Origin of the sequence: Streptomyces sp. NPDC090088 (genome assembly GCF_044747345.1) — a bacterium.
Taxonomy (GTDB): Bacteria; Actinomycetota; Actinomycetes; order Streptomycetales; family Streptomycetaceae; genus Streptomyces.
On sequence record NZ_JBIVDZ010000001.1, the window covers coordinates 404,424 to 421,673 of the forward strand.

The following is a 17,250-nucleotide window of genomic DNA, read 5'->3' on the forward strand; positions in this document are numbered from 1 at the left end:
CCCGCCGGCTCGCCGCGTGGCCGCGGGGCCCCCCCCCCCCCGGGCGCCCCCCCGGCCCCCCCCCCCCCCCCCCCCCCCCCCCCCCCCCCCCCCCCCCCGGTGGTGTGCCGGCGGGTCAGCGCACGCGGACCGACAGCCGGTAGAAGCGGGTCGTCTGGGCGGCGTTCTGGTTGTCGTCGCTGACCAGGAGGACCTTGTAGCCGCCCTTGTCGTGGCCGGTGACGACCATGCCCTCGATGTTGTCGAGGAGCGGGTTGGGCTGCGGCTGCTTGGCCGTGGCGCCCAGCGACGGGCAGCTCGCGATGTCCGTGAGGAGCGTCTTCCTGATCAGGCGGACGCCCTGCTGCCCCGTCAGGTTCTCGATGCCGCTGGTGTCCGTGGCGTGCCGCGGGTCGGCGAGGAAGAGGCGGACGGTGTTGCCGACGCCGGAGGTGAAACCGCGCTCCAGGACGAGCAGCCGGCCGTCGGGCAGCGCCTGCACCTCGGGGACGCCGAGGATCGGGTCGTCGGTGCGGTAGGCGTACTGGGCCGACAGCCTGAAGTGGTTGTCCTTCGTGCGCTGCCAGGTCTGGAAGCGCACGATCCCGGCGGTGTCCCCGGCGATGGCGTACTCCATGGAGGCCAGCAGGGTGTGACCGCCGTTCAGCAGGGTCAGGCCCTCGAAGGTCTGGTTGGAGGTGGCCCGCCCGGCGGGGGAGACCAGCAGCGAGGACGGCACCGGGAGGCGGTCCAGGATCTTGCCGTCCGCCGAGTAGCGGCGGATCGACGGCTCGGTCTCGGAGGTGACGAGCCGGGTCCCGTCCCGGTCCACCACCAGGCCCTCGGAGTCGAGCGCGGCGCCCTTCTCGTCGGCGAGCCCGACGACCGACTTCGGCGCGAGCGTCCTCGCGTCCAGGTCGAACAGGTAGGACCGGTCGGCGAGGGCGGCCAGGGAGCCGTCCTTGTCCACGGCGAGCGCGGACAGGTTGCCGACGAAGTAGCCGCCGAAGGTCGTCTTGTCGAGGGCGTCGGAGAAGCCGTCGAGGGAGACGGACGTCGAACAGGCGTGGTTCGTCGTGGCGTTGGCGGGCCCGGCGGCGGACAGACAGGTGGCCGCCGCCAGGCCGGCGGTGACGGTGGCGAGTACGGTTCGCAGGCGCATGGCCGTCACCGTAGGACGCCGCGGTGACGGCCTGGAGACCGCCCCGTGAAGGACAGGGTCGATTTCCGGCCGTCGCCTCAGGAGGCCGCGAGGTCCTTGTGGATGACCTTCGCGACGGCCTGGATGGTGGTGATCCCGTACTGCATCGTGCTGTTGTCGTGGGTGAGCACGGTCATCTGGTAGTCGTGGCCGCCGCCCTTGAAGGTGCCGAGGCTGTGCACCCGCCAGCCGTGCGTGGAGCGCTGCAGCCAGCCGTTCTTGACGTGCACCGAGACCCCGGACGGGACGCCGTAGGGGGTGCCCCAGCGCTGGGACGAGACGACCTGCCCCATCAGCTTCAGGATGTAGGCCCGTGCATTGTCGCTGAGCACCGTGTTCTTGGCGGTGACGAGCGCCAGCAGCTTCTGCTCGTCGTGCACGTCGATCTGGGTCAGGCCCCAGTAGCCGTTCGCACCGGGAGTCGTCTGCGTCATCCCGGCGGCGCTCAGGAAGCCCTTGATCTTCGTCAGGCCCAGCTGCTTCCACAGCTTGGTCGTCGCGTCGTTGTCCGACTTGGTGATCATGGCCTTGGCGAGCGTCTGCTCGGTGGTGGTGAGGTAGCGGTTGTGCTTCTTCGCGTCCCACAACAGCGTGGCCAGGACGGTCACCTTGACGGTGCTGGCCGAGTCGTAGTGCGTGGTGGAGCGGAGCGTGCAGGTCGTCTTCGTCGAACGGTCGTACAGGCCGACGGCGATGGTCCCCCTGCGGTTCGCGATCGCGGCCGTGATGTCCTTCTTCAGCTTCGTGGCCAGGCCCGCCTTCGCGGACGTACAACTGACCGCGGGCGCGGCGGCCGAGGCGGGCGCGGCGGCCATGCCCATGGCGAGCGTGGCCCCGCCGACGACCGCCGCCAGCACTCTGGCGCGTCTGGGTATCCGGTGAGTCATGCCCGGAATGACTCGGGAGTTCGCACGAAAGGTTGTACGAGGTGAGGTGTTCTTGACGAGTCGTTTGCCCTATGGCGGCGGAGCCTTCTCCTCCGCCACGGCCCCGGCATAAGGTCACCGCATGGGGAGAGCCGGTGGCCGCGCGGCCGCGATGTCGTTGTCCGTCCTGTCCGTCGTCTCGCTCGCCGTCGGCTGCACCGGCGGCCGTCCGGCCGTCCCACGGGCCGCCGCCCCGCCGAAGGCGTCGGCCGCCGTGACGGAGACACCGTCCTCCGGGTCCGTCACCGAGGTGCCGCCGCTGGGCGGGGAGGACGTCGTCGCGCAGGCCGCGAACGTCACCGGGAGCCGGGAGCTGGACATCAAGGGCGACATCGGCAGCGGCGCGCTGTCGGTCGACGTGGCATGCGAGGGCAAGGGCCGGCTGACCGTCGCGGTCCGCGCGGTGGGGCTGAGCTTCCCGCTCGCGTGCGCCGACGGCGAGGTCACCAGCACCTACAACGTCGCGGACCTGAGGCGCGACCCCACCCGGGGCACGGTGAGCGTGACCGCGTCGGCGGGCGTGCGCTGGGCGATCGCCGTCGGGCACCAGGACGCGTCCGGCCGGTCGGACTCCTAGTGCCGGGCTCAGAGATCGAGGACGACCTCGGTCGCCGGTGTCGAGCAGCAGATCAACGCCGTGCCGGGCTCGGGGAGTTCGAGGGGCGGGGCGGTGTAGGTGACGTCGCCGGTCAGCACGGGCGTCACGCAGGTGTGGCAGACGCCGGTGCGGCAGGACCAGCGGGTGGGGACGTCGCAGGCTTCGGCGAGTTCGAGGAGCGAGCCGCGGGCGGGTGACCACGGGGTGGTGACGCCGGTGCGGGTGAAGGTGACGAGGGGGCCGGTGCCCTGCGGGCCGGCCGGCTGGTGCGGGCGTACCGGGGCGGTGCCGGTGACGCCCGGGTTGACGGCGGCGAGCGCGCCGAACCGCTCCGTGCGGATCCGCTCGGGGCGCAGGCCGAGTTCGCGCAGGTGACCGGAGAGGTCGTCCATGAAGGCGGTCGGTCCGCAGAGGTAGGCGTCGGCGTCGGCGGGGACGCCCAGGGCGGTGAGCGAGGCGGCGGTCGGGCGGCCCCGGGTGACGCGGGCGTCGCCGGGCAGCGGTGTCTGCGCGGTGTAGTGGATGTGCTCGCGGGCGTGGGGGAGGTGCGCCAGCAGGGCGTGGGCCTCGTCCGCGAAGGCGTGGTGGGCGCGGTCGTGGGCGGTGTGGATCCACCAGACGGGGCGCGGGTCCCGTACGGCCGCCAGCCGGTGGAGCATGGCGAGCACGGGAGTGACACCGATGCCCGCGGAGAGCAGGACGACCGGACCGGCACCCTCTTCGAGCACGAACGTTCCGCGCGGGCCGGCCGCCTCCACGAGGTCCCCGGCGCGGAGCCGGGCGTGGATGTAGCCGCTGACCTTCCCGTGCGGCTCGCGCTTGACGCTGATGCGGTAGGTGCCGTCCGCGGGCGTCGCGGACAGGGAGTAGCTGCGTACGGCGCGGTCGGTGCCGTCGACGGCCAGGCGGAGGGAGAGGTACTGGCCGGGGCGGCCCTCGGGCAGCGCCGTGCCGTCGGCGGTGCCGAGATGGACGGAGGAGACGTCGGCGGTCTCGGGGACGACGCGGGCCACCCGCAGCGGCCGGAACCCCGGCGGCCCCGGCTCGGGACCCGGCTGCCCGGCGGCGGCGAGTTCCCGGAAGGACTGCTGCCAGCCGGGGCTGAGGGCGGGGACGCGCAGGGCGGTGCGCAGCTTCGCGGGGTCGCGGCCGGGCAGGTAGAGCAGCGCGTCGGTGTCGGCGACGCTGAGTTCTCCCGGGCCCCTGCGGGTGCGGGTGATCCCGTCACCGGCCTGCACCCGGCCCTCGGTGATCACCCGCAGGTAGAAGCCCGGCCGGTGGTGGGCGACCAGGAGCGAGGCCATCGCGGGCTCGCCCAGGCGCATGCCGACGCGGTAGCAGGTGACGCGGGGCTGGGTCACCTCGAACTCGGCCTCCCCGATGCGGTACCGGTCGCCGATGCACACCTCGTCGTCGGGCAGGCCGTCGACGGTGAAGTTCTCCCCGAACATCCCGAAGTCCAGGTCGTCGCGGCCGAGCTGCTTCCGCCAGTACCGGTAGGAGTCCAGCTGGTACACGAGGACGGCCCGGATCTCGCCGCCGTGCCCGGCCAGGTCGCCCTGGCCGTCCCCGTCGACGTTCAGCCGCCGCACCATGCGGCTGCCGGGCACGGGGGACTTCCACGCCCCGGTGCGGACGGTCCTGCCCTGCCAGGAGACGTCCTGGGGCAGTCCGACGTTGACGGACAGCAACCTCGCCATGCGGACCTCCTGCGGTGGCCGGCCCCACCACGATCCCCTGAGCACGCATCCTGCTGCCCCCGCCGGGATTCCGCGAACGGAGAGAGGCTTTCCCTTGCCGCCGGACTTCCCTGTCACCGAACGCTGACAGAGCGCGATGAACAATCCCCCGCTCGATCGCCGTCTCACCGTGCGAGGCGCCCTCGGCCCCGCCCGCCTCACCCCGCCGATTTGTTGCGGAGGGATGAAATCCGGTTCCTTTCGTGTTGTGGCCATGCGGAAGAGCAGGGCGAACGGAGGGCATCCGCGTGGCAGCGCAACAGGGGGAGCGGGAGCAGCAGGGCTGGGCGCGCAGGCTGGCGGGGTACGCGTGGCGGCATCCCCGGGACGTCGTGCTCGCGCTGGGGTCCTCGCTGGCCGGCATGGCCGTGCTGGCCGTCGTACCGCTGATCACCAAAGTGATCATCGACGACGTGATCGGCGACCACAGCCGGGCCATGGGGCCCTGGGCCGGCGCCCTGATCGGCGCGGCCCTGCTCGTGTACGTGTCCACCTACGTCCGCCGCTACTACGGCGGCCGCCTCGCCCTCGACGTCCAGCACGACCTGCGGACCGAGATGTACGACACCCTGACCCGGCTCGACGGGCGGCGGCAGGACGAGCTGTCCACCGGGCAGGTGGTCGGGCGGGCCACCAGCGACCTCCAGCTGATCCAGGGCCTGCTCTTCATGCTGCCGATGACCATCGGCAACGTCCTCCTCTTCCTGATCTCCCTCGGGATCATGGCCTGGCTGTCGCCGCCGCTCACCCTGGTCGCCCTCGCCGTCGCCCCGGCCCTGTACTGGATCGCCAAGCGCAGCCGCAGCAAGCTCCACCCCGCCACCTGGTACGCCCAGGCCCAGGCCGCCGCCGTGGCCGGCGTGGTCGACGGCGCCGTGAGCGGGGTGCGGGTGGTCAAGGGCTTCGGGCAGGAGGAGCAGGAGACCGGGAAGCTGCGGGAGGTCGGGCGGAAGCTGTTCGCCGGGCGGCTGCGGACGATCCGGCTGAACAGCAGGTTCACCCCGGCCCTGCAGGCCGTGCCCGCCCTCGGCCAGGTCGCCATGCTGGCGCTCGGCGGTTGGCTGGCCGTCCGCGGTCACATCACGCTGGGCACCTTCGTCGCCTTCTCCTCCTACCTCGCCCAGCTGGTCGGCCCGGTCCGGATGCTCGCCGTGGTCCTCACCGTCGGCCAGCAGGCCCGCGCCGGCACCGAGCGCGTCCTGGAGCTGATCGACACCCGGCCGACCATGCAGGAGGGCACGAAGACCCTGCCCGCCGACGCGCCCGCGACCGTCGAGTTCGACGACGTGTCGTTCGGCTACGACCATGAGCGCCCGGTCCTGAGCGGGCTCAGCTTCGAGATCCGACCGGGCGAGACCCTCGCCGTCGTCGGCTCCTCCGGCTCCGGCAAGTCCACGGTCTCGCTCCTGCTGCCCCGCTTCTACGACGTCACCCACGGCGCCGTCCTGGTCGGCGGCCACGACGTCCGCGAGCTCACCCTGGACTCCCTGCGGGCCGCGATCGGCCTGGTCCCCGAGGACTCCTTCCTCTTCTCCGACACGGTCCGCGCCAACATCGCCTACGGCCGTCCCGGCGCGACCGACGACGAGGTCCTCGCCGCCGCCCGCGCCGCCCAGGCCGACCGGTTCATCGCCGAACTCCCCGAGGGCTACGACACCAAGGTCGGCGAGCAGGGCCTCACCCTCTCCGGCGGCCAGCGCCAGCGCGTCGCCCTCGCCCGCGCCCTGCTCACCGACCCCCGTCTCCTCGTCCTCGACGACGCGACCTCGGCGGTCGACGCCCGCGTGGAGCACGAGATCCACGAGGCGCTCGGCCAGGTGATGCGGGGCCGGACGACCCTCCTCATCGCGCACCGCCGCTCCACCCTCAACCTCGCCGACCGCATCGCCGTCCTCGACGGCGGCCGGCTCGCCGACATCGGCACCCACGACGAACTCCAGGAACGCTCCGCCCTGTACCGGCGGCTGCTCACCGACCCCGACGAGCTCGGCGGGGTCTCCCCGGGGCACTCCGTCCCTCTCGCGCCGCGGGAGGACACGTCCGTCCGGGACGAACTGGACGCCGAGTTCGACGCCGAGCGCGGTGTGACCCCGCGGCTGTGGACCGGTGACCGCACGCCCCGGGACCCCGCCCTCGCCGGCACCCCGGCCACCCCCGAACTCCTCGCCCAGGTCGACGCGCTGCCCCCGGCCACCGACGTCCCCGACATCGACGAGGCCGGCGCGGTGCGCCCCGAGGACTCCTACGGTCTGCGCCGTCTGCTGCGCGGCTTCGGGCTGCCCCTCCTGGTCAGCCTCGGCCTGGTCGCCGTGGACGCCGGCATGGGCCTGCTCCTGCCCGTGCTGATCCGGCACGGCATCGACCAGGGCGTCACGAAGATGGCGCTCGGCGCGGTCTGGGCGGCCGCGCTGCTGGGGCTGCTCGCGGTGCTCGTCCAGTGGTCGGCCCAGATCGGCGAGACCCGGATGACCGGCCGCACCGGCGAACGCGTCCTCTACTCCCTCCGGCTGAAGATCTTCGCCCAGCTCCAGCGGCTCGGACTCGACTACTACGAGCGGGAGCTGACCGGCCGGATCATGACCCGGATGACGACGGACGTCGACGCCCTGTCGACGTTCCTGCAGACCGGGCTGGTCACCGCCTTCGTCTCGGTCGTCACCTTCTTCGGCATCATGGTCGTCCTGCTGGCGATCGACGTACAGCTCGCGCTCGTCGTCTTCGCCACCCTGCCCCCGCTGGTCATCGCGACCTTCTTCTTCCGCCGGGCGAGCGTGAAGGCGTACGAACTCGCCCGGGAACGGGTGTCGGTGGTCAACGCCGACCTCCAGGAGTCGGTGGCGGGCCTCAGGATCGTGCAGGCGTTCCGCCGCGAGGGCGACGGCTCCCGGCGCTTCGCGGAGCGCAGCGAGAGCTACCGCCAGGCGCGCATCCGGGGCCAGTGGCTGATATCGGTCTACTTCCCGTTCGTCCAGCTGCTCTCCTCGGTGGCCGCGGCGAGCGTGCTGATGGCGGGCGCCCACCGGGTCGAGGCGGCCACCCTCACCACCGGCGCGCTGGTCGCCTACCTCCTCTACATCGACCTGTTCTTCGCGCCCGTCCAGCAGCTCTCCCAGGTCTTCGACGGCTACCAGCAGGCGACCGTCTCCCTCGGCCGCATCCAGGAACTCCTGCGCGAGCCGACGTCCACGGAGGCGGCCGCACAGCCCCGCGAGGTCCCGTCCCTGCGCGGCGAGATCGCCTTCGAGGACGTGCACTTCGCGTACGGCTCCGGCGACGAGGCGGAGGAGGCCCTGGGCGGCATCGAGCTGACGATCCCCGCCGGGCAGACCGTCGCCTTCGTCGGCGAGACCGGTGCCGGCAAGTCGACCCTGGTCAAGCTGGTCGCGCGGTTCTACGACCCGACGGGCGGCCGGGTCACGGTCGACGGCACCGATCTGCGCGCCCTCGACCTCACCTCGTACCGGCACCGGCTCGGCGTCGTCCCGCAGGAGGCCTACCTCTTCCCGGGCACCGTCCGGGACGCCATCGCCTACGGGCGGCCCGAGGCCACCGACGCCCAGGTGGAGGCGGCGGCCCGCACGGTCGGCGCCCACGAGATGATCGCCACCCTCGACGGCGGCTACCTCCACGAGGTGGCCGAGCGCGGCCGCAACCTCTCGGCGGGGCAACGGCAGTTGATCGCGCTGGCCCGCGCCGAACTCGTCGACCCCGACGTGCTGCTCCTCGACGAGGCGACGGCGGCCCTGGACCTGGCGACGGAGGCCCAGGTCAACCTGGCCACCGACCGGCTGGCCGGCCGTCGTACGACGCTCGTCGTCGCGCACCGCCTGACCACCGCCGCCCGTGCCGACCGGGTGGTCGTCATGGACCACGGCCGGGTCGTCGAGGACGGCACCCACGACGCGCTGCTGGCCCGCGACGGCCGGTACGCCGCGCTGTGGCGTACCTTCATCGGCCAGGCCGGGGAACCGGAGGAGCCGGTGGGCGCGGCCCGCTGAGCCGCCCGCCCGAACGCCTGTCTGACGGTCGTGCAACCATCCGGCATACGTCGTGCGTCCGTACCTCAGTACGGTCATGGCGGGTGCACAGCTGCGGTACGGGAGGGGACGACTGTGGACAGTGGTGCGATACGGCGGCGGCTGGCGCTCGGCGTGGCGGTGCTGGCCGCCTCCGGGGCGCTCGCCCTCGTGGCACCGGCCCAGGCCCAGGCCGTGACCGCGGCGGGCTGCGCCGGACGCGAGGTACGGACCCTGCCCTTCGCCACCGGCACCGTGCACATCTACCGGCAGGGCGGCTACGTCTGCGCCATCACCCTCCCCAAGAGCACCGGTTCCAAGCGCGTCATGTCCGTCAGCGTCCAGGCCCGCGGCAACCGCCCGGTGGTCGACGAGGGCAAGTACCGCCACCGCGCGGGCCCGGTGACCGTGCACGCCGGACACCGGTGCGTGTGGGTGAAGGGCGCGGTGGGCCGCAGCTCGGTGAGTTCGGGCTGGATCCTGTGCTGAGCTAGCGCAGCCGGCGGGCGCAGCCGACCGGCCGTTCGCCGCCGAGCTGGACGTAGAGCGCGGTGGACTCCGGGCACAGGGCCCGCGCGGTCACCGCCGCCACCACCTCGTACTGCGGGGCGCGTTTGCCCGAGCCGTCGCAGGCGGTCTCCCGGACCTGGCCGTGGCCCGAGCCGTAGACGCAGTCGCCGACGACGGTGCGCGGTCCGCCGCCCCCGCCGGGGTCCCCGGGGTGCGGCGGTTCCAGGTTGCGCATACAGGCGTAGCCCTGCGGGATCGTTCCGTCGCCGTCCTCGTCGCCGCTCGCGCGCTGGGCGCTGATGTGCAGCACGAAGTCGGTGGTGGCCGGGCACGGCGGCCCGTCGGCGACCGTCCCGTCGTACCGGGCGACGACCCGGGCCGCCGCCCGCTCGCTGGTGCAGGGCACCTCGGTGAAGCTGGCGGTCCCGAACGAACTGCACTCGCCGACCGCGAGGAACCGCGCGCCGTACCCGGACACCGGGCCGCTCGCCGTGGACCGCGCGCTGCCCGCCGGGGTCCCGGACGAGGACGACCGGCACCCGGCCGCCGGCAGGGCGACGGCCAGCGCCACCAGTACCCCCGCCCATCGTCTCCCGCGCATACCGACCCCCCTGCCAGCGTGGCCCGCGAGCAGGGCCCACGCCAGCCGTGTGGGAGGCTTTCCGCCTGTTGGAGGTGTTACGCCCGGTTCCGCTGCGTACGTCTAGTACGTCAGCCCGTGGCCGATCGGATACAGCACCTGCGCCGGATCGTCCGCCCGCTGCACCGGAACCGGCAGCCTGCCCCGCGGTGCCACCCGGCCGGCGATCACCCGGGCCGCGGCCCGCAGTTCGACGTCGGTCCACGAGTAGGACGCCAAGACGGCCTTCACGGTGGGCAGTTGGGCGACATCGTACGGATTGCGGACCGCCACGGCCACCACCGGCCTGCCGGTCGCCACCAGCCGCTCCACCAGCCGCTGCTGCTCGCCGCCCGCCGTGACGTTGTACGTCCCGACGACCACCGCGTCCGCGTCCCGCGCCGCCGCGACCGCCTGGTCGACGGTCGCCGCCGAGGGCGCCGTGCCGGTGGACAACGCTTTGGCGGTGAAGCCGAGTTCGGTGAGGGCGGTGGCGAGCACACCGGTGGGCGGGCCCGTCGTACCGGACGGGGAGGCCGGGTCGGCGCCGACGACCAGCAACCTGCCGTGCGTGGCGTGGGAGAGGGGGAGCAGGCCGCCCTCGTTGACCAGCAGGGTGGTGGTGCGCTCGGCGATCCGGTCGGCGGCGGCGAGATGCCGGGCCGTGCCCACCACCCGGCCGACGTCCTTCGTGTTCACGTACGGCCGGTCGAGCAGCCCCAGCCGCGACTTCAGCCGCAGGATCCGAAGGATCGATTCATCGAGCCGGGACTCCGTCAGTTCCCCGCCCTGTACGGCCTTCAGGACGGCGTTCCAGGCGACGTCCAGGGTGGGCGGGTTGAGGAGCTGGTCGACCCCGGCCTTGAGGGCGAGCACGGGCACCCGGTCGTCGCCGTACTTCGTGCGGACGCCCTCCATGCCCAGCGAGTCGGTCACCACGACCCCGTCGTAGCCGAGTTCGCCCCGCAGGATGCCGGTGAGGACGGGATGGGACAGGGTGGCCGGGTCGCCGGAGTCGTCCAGTGCCGGGAACTGGAGGTGCGCGGTCATGATCGAGTCGATGCCCGCCTTGACCGCCGCCCGGAACGGGACCGCGTCCAGCTTCTCCCACAGCTCCCGGCTGTGCGTGATCACCGGGAAGCCGGTGTGGCTGTCCACGGCGGTGTCGCCGTGCCCCGGGAAGTGCTTGGCCGTGGCGGCCACCCCGGCCGCCTGATACCCCGCCACCTCGGCGGCGACCAGCGCCCCGACGGCGTCCGGGTCGGCGCCGAAGGACCGTACGCCGATGATGGGGTTGGCCGGGTTCACGTTGACATCGGCGTCGGGCGAGTAGTCCTGCCGGACGCCCATCGCGCGCAACTCCGCGCCCGAGATGCGGCCGAGGGTGCGGGCGTCGGCCGCCGAGCCGCCCGCCCCGATCGCCATCGCGCCCGGGAAGAGGGTGGCGGGCTTGCCGATCCGGCAGACGGCGCCGTGCTCCTGGTCGGTGGCGATGAGCACCGGCAGACCCCGCGGCTGCGCCAGCGAGGCCCGCTGGATCCCGTTCGACAACTCGGCGACCTGCCGCGGATCCCGGGTGTTGTGCGTCCACGTGAAGTAGATGATCCCGCCGACCCGGTACTTCGCGACCAGCTCGGCGGCGGTCCTGACCCCGATCTCCTCGACATTGGCGTCGATGTCCACCTGGTCCGGATCGGTCGCCGAATGACCGTAGACCCGCATCACGAACAGCTGCCCGACCTTCTCCTCAAGCGTCATCCGGGAGATCAGCGAGCGGAGCTTCTTGTCGTCGGAGCCGAGGGCATACGCACTGGCGCCGACGGCCAGTCCCGCGGTGACACCCGCGGTCGCGGCCAGGAGGGTGCGTCTGGAGGGCACGTGCGCTCCTTCCGGTGGAGTACCGCTGAAGGAAACTTCCGTGAAGCACCACTATCCGGGAAGTTTCTTTCCGTCAAGGGACTGCACGGTAACCGGAAAGGGGCCGCCATCGGCGCATTGGAGGGGGGCACGTCGATGGCGGCGGGCCGGCGGCCGTGGTGCGGCGGAGAGGGTAGGTCGGCGATCGCGGCCAGCGGCGAGGGCCGACACCGCACCACGGAGACTCTTCCGACAGCCTGCGAGTTGGACGGACGGACAGGGGACGGGGTTCCCGGGTTCCGGAAGTCGGGGGCGGTGGGTTTCAAGGGGCTTGGGGGAAAGCGCCCCGTCAGGGGCGCGGGGAACTGCGCGATCAACCCCCACCGGCCCGCACCCGACGAACGACCCGTTCCACCTTGTGAAACCTCCCGCACCGGAAACCCCCAACCGGCGATCATGGGCGGATGCCCCTCGTCGACATCCCCGGCTCCAAGTCCGTCACCGCCCGCGCCCTCTTCCTCGCGGCCGCCGCCGACGGCGTCACCACCCTCCTGCGCCCCCTCCGCTCCGACGACACCGAGGGCTTCGCCGAGGGCCTGGTCCGGCTCGGCTACCGCGTCGGCCGCACCCCGGACACCTGGCAGGTGGACGGCCGCCCGCAGGGCCCCGCCCTGCCCGCCGCCGACGTCTACTGCCGCGACGGCGCCACCACCGCCCGCTTCCTGCCCACCCTCGCCGCGGCCGGCCACGGCAGCTACCGCTTCGACGCCTCCGAGCAGATGCGCCGCCGCCCCCTCGCCCCGCTCACCCGCGCCCTGCGCGACCTCGGGGTCGACCTGCGCCACGAGGGCGCGGAGGGACACCACCCGCTGCGCATCGAGGCGGCCGGCGTCGGGGGCGGTGACGTCACCCTCGACGCCGGGCAGTCCTCGCAGTACCTCACCGCGCTGCTGCTGCTCGGCCCGCTCACCCGCAGGGGCCTGCGGATCCGGGTGACGGACCTGGTCTCCGCGCCGTACGTGGAGATCACACTCGCGATGATGCGGTCGTTCGGGGTGGAGGTGACCCGGGAGGGGGACACCTTCGTCGTCCCGCCCGGCGGCTACCGGGCGACGACCTACGCGATCGAACCCGACGCCTCCACCGCGAGCTACTTCTTCGCCGCGGCGGCCGTGACGGGCCGTGAGGTCACCGTCCCGGGGCTCGGACAGGGCGCGCTCCAGGGCGACCTGCGGTTCGTGGACGTGCTGCGGCGGATGGGCGCGGAGGTGGCGGTCGGGGCGGACCGGACGACCGTCCGCGGCACCGGCGGCCTGCGGGGCCTGACCGTCAACATGCGGGACGTCTCCGACACCATGCCCACCCTCGCGGCCATCGCTCCCTTCGCCGACGGACCCGTCCGGATCGAGGACGTCGCCAACACCCGGGTGAAGGAGTGCGACCGGCTCGACGCCTGCGCGGAGAACCTGCGCCGGCTGGGTGTCGGGGTCGGCACGGGCGACGACTGGATCGAGATCCGCCCCGGCACCCCCGCCCCCGCCGAGATCAAGACCTTCGGCGACCACCGCATCGTCATGTCGTTCGCGGTGACCGGCCTGCGCGCACCGGGGATCTCCTTCGACGACCCGGGGTGCGTGAAGAAGACCTTCCCCGGCTTCCACGAGGCGTTCGCGGAGCTGGCCGCCGGGTGGGGCATCTCGTCCGACGGCGGGTGAGCGGGTCCGTAGGGTGAGCCGGTCCGCTCGCCGGGCCGGCTCCGCGCGGCGCTACGCCGACTCGTTGAGCAGCCGGGCCAGGTGGTCGCGGCCCGCCGACAGCAGTCCGGGGAGCGGGGCGGCCGCCTCGTACCAGCGTTTCTCGTACTCCCAGCACAGCCAGCCGTCCCAGCCGTGGCGGGAGAGGATCTCGACGCAGTCGGAGAGCGGCAGGATGCCGGCGCCGAGCGGGAGCGGGGTGGTGTCGTCGGCCGAGGCGATGTCCTTGACCTGGACGTAGCCGAGGTGCGGTGCGAGGGCCGCGTAGGTCTCGGTGGGCTGCTCGCCGCCCAGCCAGGTGTGCATGACGTCCCAGAGCGAGCCGGCCATGCGGTGGCCGACCGGGCCGAGGACGCGGATCGCGTCGGCGCCGGTGCGGTGCGAGTCGTGGGTCTCCAGCAGGACCCGTACGCCGAGGGCGGAGGCGTCCTCGGCGACGGTGCCGAGCCGCCGGGCGGCGATCGCGTCGGACTCGGCGACGGGCAGCGCCGGGTCGGCGCCGGGGAAGACCCGGACGAAGGACGCGCCCAGGTCGTGCGCGAGCTGGAGGAGCCCGCGCGTCTCGTCGAGCACCGGGCCGTCCTCGCCGGGGGCCGCGAGGCGCGCGTACCCGGCGACGCCCAGCACCTCCACCCCGGCCGCCTTGAACTCGGCGGCCACCTCGGCCCGCGCGGCCGGGCCGAGACCGGGATGGACGGGCTCTTCGGGATGGGCGCGCAGCTCGACGCCGTGGTAGCCGTGGGCGGTGGCGAGCGCCAGCACGTCCGGCACCGGCAGACCGGGAACCCCGAGGGTGGAGAAGGCGAACCTCATGCCCACCAACCTACTTCTCACTCACCGGTTCCGTGCAGGTCCAGCCGCCAGTCCTGGCCGACCAGGTCCTTGCCGAAGGAGCGGTGCGGTTTCTCGGCGGTGAGGACGAAACCGTGCCGCTGGTAGATGTGGCGGGCGGAGGACAGGATGTCGTTGGTCCACAGGACCAGGTCGCGGTAGCCGACCCCGCGCGCGAACGCGATCACGGCGGAGACCAGCCGGTCGCCGATACCGAGCCCGCGGGCCTCCGGCTCGACCAGCAGCAGCCGCAGCCGCGCGGTGCCGGGGGCGTCGTCCCGTACGCACATCACGCAGCCCACCGGCCGCCCCGCCCACTCGGCGATCCAGGTGCGCTCCAGGTGCGGGTCGTGGTCCTCGGCGTAGTCGGCGACGATCCGGGCGACCAGGCCCTCGTAGTCGGCGTTCCAGCCGTACTCGGAGGTGTACAGGGCGGCGTTGCGCTGCACGATCCAGCCCAGGTCGCCGGGGCGCGGCTCGCGCAGCACGACCTCGCCGGCGTCGCCGGGGGCGTGTCCGTCGCCGAGGAGCGTGCGGATGGTGCGCATGGCCTCGGCGAGGCGGGCCCGCTCGCCGGGGTCGACGGCGCCCAGCAGCGTGCCGACCGAGTCCCGGGCCCGCTCGTCGAGCAGCTCGGCGGCGGTCCGGCCGTCCGGGGTGAGGGAGACGCGCCGGCGCCGGGGGTCCTTCTCCGAGGCCGAGCGCTCGATCAGTCCGGCCTCCTCGAACTTGTTGAGGATCCGGCTCAAGTACCCGGCGTCCAGTGCGAGATCGGCCCGCAGGTCGGCCGCGTCGGTCTCCGCGGAGTGCGCGAGCTCGTACAGCACCCGGGCCTCGGTGAGGGTGTACGGGGCGTAGAGGTGGCGGCCGTAGTCGAGGGCGCCGATGAGGTTGGTGTAGAAGCGGTTGAAGGCGCGGATGTCCTGGACGGTCATGGCTGGGCCCCGATGGTTGACTGAGTCAGAGATACCGTGGCTCCGAGGCTATCCCGGCACCCCGTCCGGCCGGAAGTCATCGGCCCGAACGGCGGCTCCGCAGGCTTTACTTGTTCTTTTTGCCTGGGCCTGGTCCTGCTTTTGACTTCGTCGCGCCAGCGCCGTAGGTTTATACACGAACGTCACTTATGTCCGTTTCAACTTCGGATGTGACGTGGTCCGCCGGAGAAAACCCGTGCGGTGCGGAGAACCGGCATCGAGGGCGGCGGACGCGCTCAGAGCTGCGCGCAGGCTCTGGAGCGCACGCGGAGCGGCCACTGCGCGGCCGCCGTAACACAACCACACCCTCGGAGAGGGGCGAAAAATGCGCGCGCACACCACACGGATGAAGAGGGTTGCCATCGCTGCGATTTCGGCACCCATCCTGGCACTCGCTGCCGGAGCCGGAGTCGCCAGTGCGGCCAACCAGTCCGCGCCTGACCACGTTGTCTCCTACCAGGACAACGGTGGCGGTGGCGGCGGCCACGGCGGAGGCGGCGGCGGCCACGGCGGAGGCGGCGGCGGTCACGGTGGCGGCGGCTACGGCGGCGGCCACGGAGGCGGCGGCTGGGGCGGCGGCGGCCACGGCGGCTGGGGAGGCGGCGGCTGGGGAGGCGGCGGCTACGGCGGCTGGGGCGACGATTACGGCTGGGGCGGCGGCCACTACGGTGGCGGCGGCTGGGGCGGCGACGACGGTGGCTGGGGCGGAGGTGGCTGGGGAGACTGAGCCAGGCCACAGCGTGTGACGCTCCCTGACAGCAAAAGGTGGATCCGGGTGCCCGACCCCTCGGGCACCCGGACCCATGCATCAGAACCCCTCGCGGAGGCGGTGACCGGATGAGGATCGTGTGCGTGGGCGGAGGCCCGGCCGGACTGTACTTCTCGATCTCGGCGAAGCTGCGGGACGCCGGACACGAGATCATCGTGCTGGAGGCGGACCCGCCCGAGGCCACCTATGGCTGGGGCGTCGTCTACTGGAGCGACCTGCTCGACATCCTGCACCGCAACGACCCCGAGAGCGCACGCGCGGTGAGCGCCGGCTCGGTGCTCTGGCAGCAGCAGGAGATCCGTCTGCACGGCAACCGCCACGACGGCACCGCGTACTTCGGCGGCTTCGGCTACAGCATGGGCCGCGCGGCCCTCCTCGACATCCTCACCCGGCGCGCCCGCTCCCTCGGCGTGGACGTACGGCACGGGGAACGGCTCGCCGACCCCGCCGACCTGCCCGACGCCGACCTGATCCTGGCGGCCGACGGCGCGAACAGCAGGATCCGGCAGAGCCGCGCCGAGCAGTTCGGGCCGATCACACAGACCGGCCGCAACCCCTTCATCTGGCTCGCCACCGACCGGCAGTTCGACAGCTTCGTCTTCGCCTTCGAGCAGACCGACGCGGGCTGGATCTGGTTCCACGCCTACCCCTCGTTCAAGGGGGTCAGCACCTGCATCGTGGAGTGCTCCCCGCAGACCTGGCAGGGCCTCGGCCTCGACACGCTCGACGAGGAGGACGCCGTACCCCTGCTGGAGAAGATCTTCCACCGCGCCCTCGACGGCCACTCCCTGATCAGCAAGTCGCGCGGCGCACCCGCGAAGTGGCAGCGCTTCACCCACCTCGCCAACCGGACTTGGGTCGACGGCAGCGACCCCGGGCGGCCGGTCGTCCTCGCCGGCGACGCCGCCCACACCACCCACTTCACGCTCGGCTCCGGCACCCGGCTCGCCATGATCGACGGGATCATCCTGGCCGAGGCGCTGAAAGGCTTCCCGGACCCGCGGATCGCGCTGCGCGAGTACGACAAGCGCCGCCGCACCGAACTCCACCCCGTCCAGGCGGCCGCCCGCACCAGCATGGCCTGGTTCGAGCAGCTCGACGACTACCTCGACCGCGGCCCCGTCGACTTCGCCTACGCCATGGCCGTCCGCCAGGGCCACCAGCCCCCCTGGCGCTACCAGACCCACCTCGCCACCCAGCTCAAACCCGTACGCCGAGCCCGCCGCGCCTACGACACCGGCACCCGCTGGTACCAGGACCGCAGACGCGGCGCCGCCCCCCTACCCCTCCTGACCCACTCCCCACAGCCCGGCCACTGACGGTCTCCACCGCGACGGGGCGGGGCAGGCAACCGACGGGGTTCCGCTGCGGTGGGGCAGCCACCGACGGGTTCCCGGCACGACCGGGGAGCAGGGCAGCCACGGGCGGCTCGCCCCGCGGCTGCATCGGACCGCGCGGACGGCCTCCGTCACGGCGG

At 73.0% G+C, this 17,250-nt stretch carries 13 protein-coding genes; 6 read left to right on the forward strand and 7 right to left on the reverse strand.

Features of this window, described 5'->3' with window-relative positions; genetic code table 11:
- Nucleotides 1-115 precede the first annotated feature (115 nt).
- Both ACIPSJ_RS01945 and ACIPSJ_RS01950 read right to left on the reverse strand, forming a co-directional pair.
- Nucleotides 116-1,141, reverse strand: coding sequence for an esterase-like activity of phytase family protein (locus tag ACIPSJ_RS01945; protein WP_401342733.1), 1,026 nt, complete (start codon nt 1,139-1,141; stop codon nt 116-118).
- A 77-nt stretch (nt 1,142-1,218) separates the two neighbouring features.
- Nucleotides 1,219-2,067 (reverse strand): serine hydrolase, encoded by an 849-nt coding sequence (locus ACIPSJ_RS01950; protein ID WP_401342735.1) that lies wholly within the window; start codon nt 2,065-2,067, stop codon nt 1,219-1,221.
- 121 nt (nt 2,068-2,188) lie between these two features.
- Between ACIPSJ_RS01950 and ACIPSJ_RS01955 the strand changes: the two genes are divergently transcribed.
- Nucleotides 2,189-2,683 (forward strand): hypothetical protein, encoded by a 495-nt coding sequence (locus ACIPSJ_RS01955; RefSeq protein ID WP_401342737.1) that lies wholly within the window; start codon nt 2,189-2,191, stop codon nt 2,681-2,683.
- Between the two features lie 8 nt (nt 2,684-2,691).
- Here ACIPSJ_RS01955 and ACIPSJ_RS01960 read toward each other — a convergent pair whose 3' ends face one another.
- Nucleotides 2,692-4,404 carry an MOSC domain-containing protein gene (locus ACIPSJ_RS01960; RefSeq protein WP_401342739.1) on the reverse strand — a complete coding sequence of 571 codons (1,713 nt, stop codon included), beginning with the start codon at nt 4,402-4,404 and terminating at the stop codon, nt 2,692-2,694.
- 287 nt (nt 4,405-4,691) lie between these two features.
- On the opposite strand from ACIPSJ_RS01960, the gene ACIPSJ_RS01965 reads away from it, so the two are divergent.
- Nucleotides 4,692-8,441 (forward strand): ABC transporter ATP-binding protein, encoded by a 3,750-nt coding sequence (locus ACIPSJ_RS01965; RefSeq protein WP_401342741.1) that lies wholly within the window; start codon nt 4,692-4,694, stop codon nt 8,439-8,441.
- A gap of 114 nt (nt 8,442-8,555) precedes the next feature.
- Nucleotides 8,556-8,948 (forward strand): hypothetical protein, encoded by a 393-nt coding sequence (locus tag ACIPSJ_RS01970; protein WP_401342743.1) that lies wholly within the window; start codon nt 8,556-8,558, stop codon nt 8,946-8,948.
- Nucleotide 8,949: 1 nt separating this feature from the next.
- Here the strand turns inward: ACIPSJ_RS01970 and ACIPSJ_RS01975 are convergent, their stop codons facing one another.
- A complete protein-coding gene (locus tag ACIPSJ_RS01975; protein ID WP_359222521.1) occupies nt 8,950-9,570 on the reverse strand; it encodes a hypothetical protein in 621 nt (206 codons plus the stop codon).
- A gap of 102 nt (nt 9,571-9,672) precedes the next feature.
- Nucleotides 9,673-11,466, reverse strand: a complete 1,794-nt coding sequence (locus tag ACIPSJ_RS01980) for a glycoside hydrolase family 3 protein (RefSeq protein ID WP_401342745.1) — start codon at nt 11,464-11,466, stop codon at nt 9,673-9,675.
- Nucleotides 11,467-11,909: 443 nt separating this feature from the next.
- Between ACIPSJ_RS01980 and aroA the strand changes: the two genes are divergently transcribed.
- Nucleotides 11,910-13,160 (forward strand): 3-phosphoshikimate 1-carboxyvinyltransferase, encoded by a 1,251-nt coding sequence (gene aroA / locus ACIPSJ_RS01985; protein ID WP_359222517.1) that lies wholly within the window; start codon nt 11,910-11,912, stop codon nt 13,158-13,160.
- Between the two features lie 51 nt (nt 13,161-13,211).
- Here aroA and ACIPSJ_RS01990 read toward each other — a convergent pair whose 3' ends face one another.
- Nucleotides 13,212-14,012, reverse strand: a complete 801-nt coding sequence (locus tag ACIPSJ_RS01990; RefSeq protein ID WP_359222515.1) for a sugar phosphate isomerase/epimerase family protein — start codon at nt 14,010-14,012, stop codon at nt 13,212-13,214.
- Between the two features lie 17 nt (nt 14,013-14,029).
- Nucleotides 14,030-14,965, reverse strand: coding sequence for a GNAT family N-acetyltransferase (locus ACIPSJ_RS01995; protein WP_401342748.1), 936 nt, complete (start codon nt 14,963-14,965; stop codon nt 14,030-14,032).
- Between the two features lie 385 nt (nt 14,966-15,350).
- Between ACIPSJ_RS01995 and ACIPSJ_RS02000 the strand changes: the two genes are divergently transcribed.
- Both ACIPSJ_RS02000 and ACIPSJ_RS02005 read left to right on the forward strand, forming a co-directional pair.
- The gene (locus tag ACIPSJ_RS02000; protein ID WP_401342750.1) at nt 15,351-15,731 is read left to right on the forward strand and encodes a hypothetical protein; all 381 of its coding nucleotides are present in this window, start codon (nt 15,351-15,353) and stop codon (nt 15,729-15,731) included.
- A gap of 125 nt (nt 15,732-15,856) precedes the next feature.
- Nucleotides 15,857-17,092: an FAD-dependent monooxygenase gene (locus ACIPSJ_RS02005; RefSeq protein ID WP_401342752.1), complete on the forward strand. Its 1,236-nt coding sequence runs from the start codon at nt 15,857-15,859 to the stop codon at nt 17,090-17,092.
- The last annotated feature ends 158 nt before the right edge of the window (nt 17,093-17,250 follow it).

Coding starts and splice junctions, on each gene's coding strand:
- ACIPSJ_RS01960 (WP_401342739.1), bottom strand. CDS start 4,404: ATGGCGAGGTTGCTGTCCGTCAACGTCGGACTGCCCCAGGACGTCTCC.
- ACIPSJ_RS02000 (WP_401342750.1), top strand. CDS start 15,351: ATGAAGAGGGTTGCCATCGCTGCGATTTCGGCACCCATCCTGGCACTC.
- ACIPSJ_RS01995 (WP_401342748.1), bottom strand. CDS start 14,965: ATGACCGTCCAGGACATCCGCGCCTTCAACCGCTTCTACACCAACCTC.
- ACIPSJ_RS01990 (WP_359222515.1), bottom strand. CDS start 14,012: ATGAGGTTCGCCTTCTCCACCCTCGGGGTTCCCGGTCTGCCGGTGCCG.
- ACIPSJ_RS01955 (WP_401342737.1), top strand. CDS start 2,189: ATGGGGAGAGCCGGTGGCCGCGCGGCCGCGATGTCGTTGTCCGTCCTG.
- aroA (WP_359222517.1), top strand. CDS start 11,910: ATGCCCCTCGTCGACATCCCCGGCTCCAAGTCCGTCACCGCCCGCGCC.
- ACIPSJ_RS01945 (WP_401342733.1), bottom strand. CDS start 1,141: ATGCGCCTGCGAACCGTACTCGCCACCGTCACCGCCGGCCTGGCGGCG.
- ACIPSJ_RS01975 (WP_359222521.1), bottom strand. CDS start 9,570: ATGCGCGGGAGACGATGGGCGGGGGTACTGGTGGCGCTGGCCGTCGCC.
- ACIPSJ_RS01950 (WP_401342735.1), bottom strand. CDS start 2,067: ATGACTCACCGGATACCCAGACGCGCCAGAGTGCTGGCGGCGGTCGTC.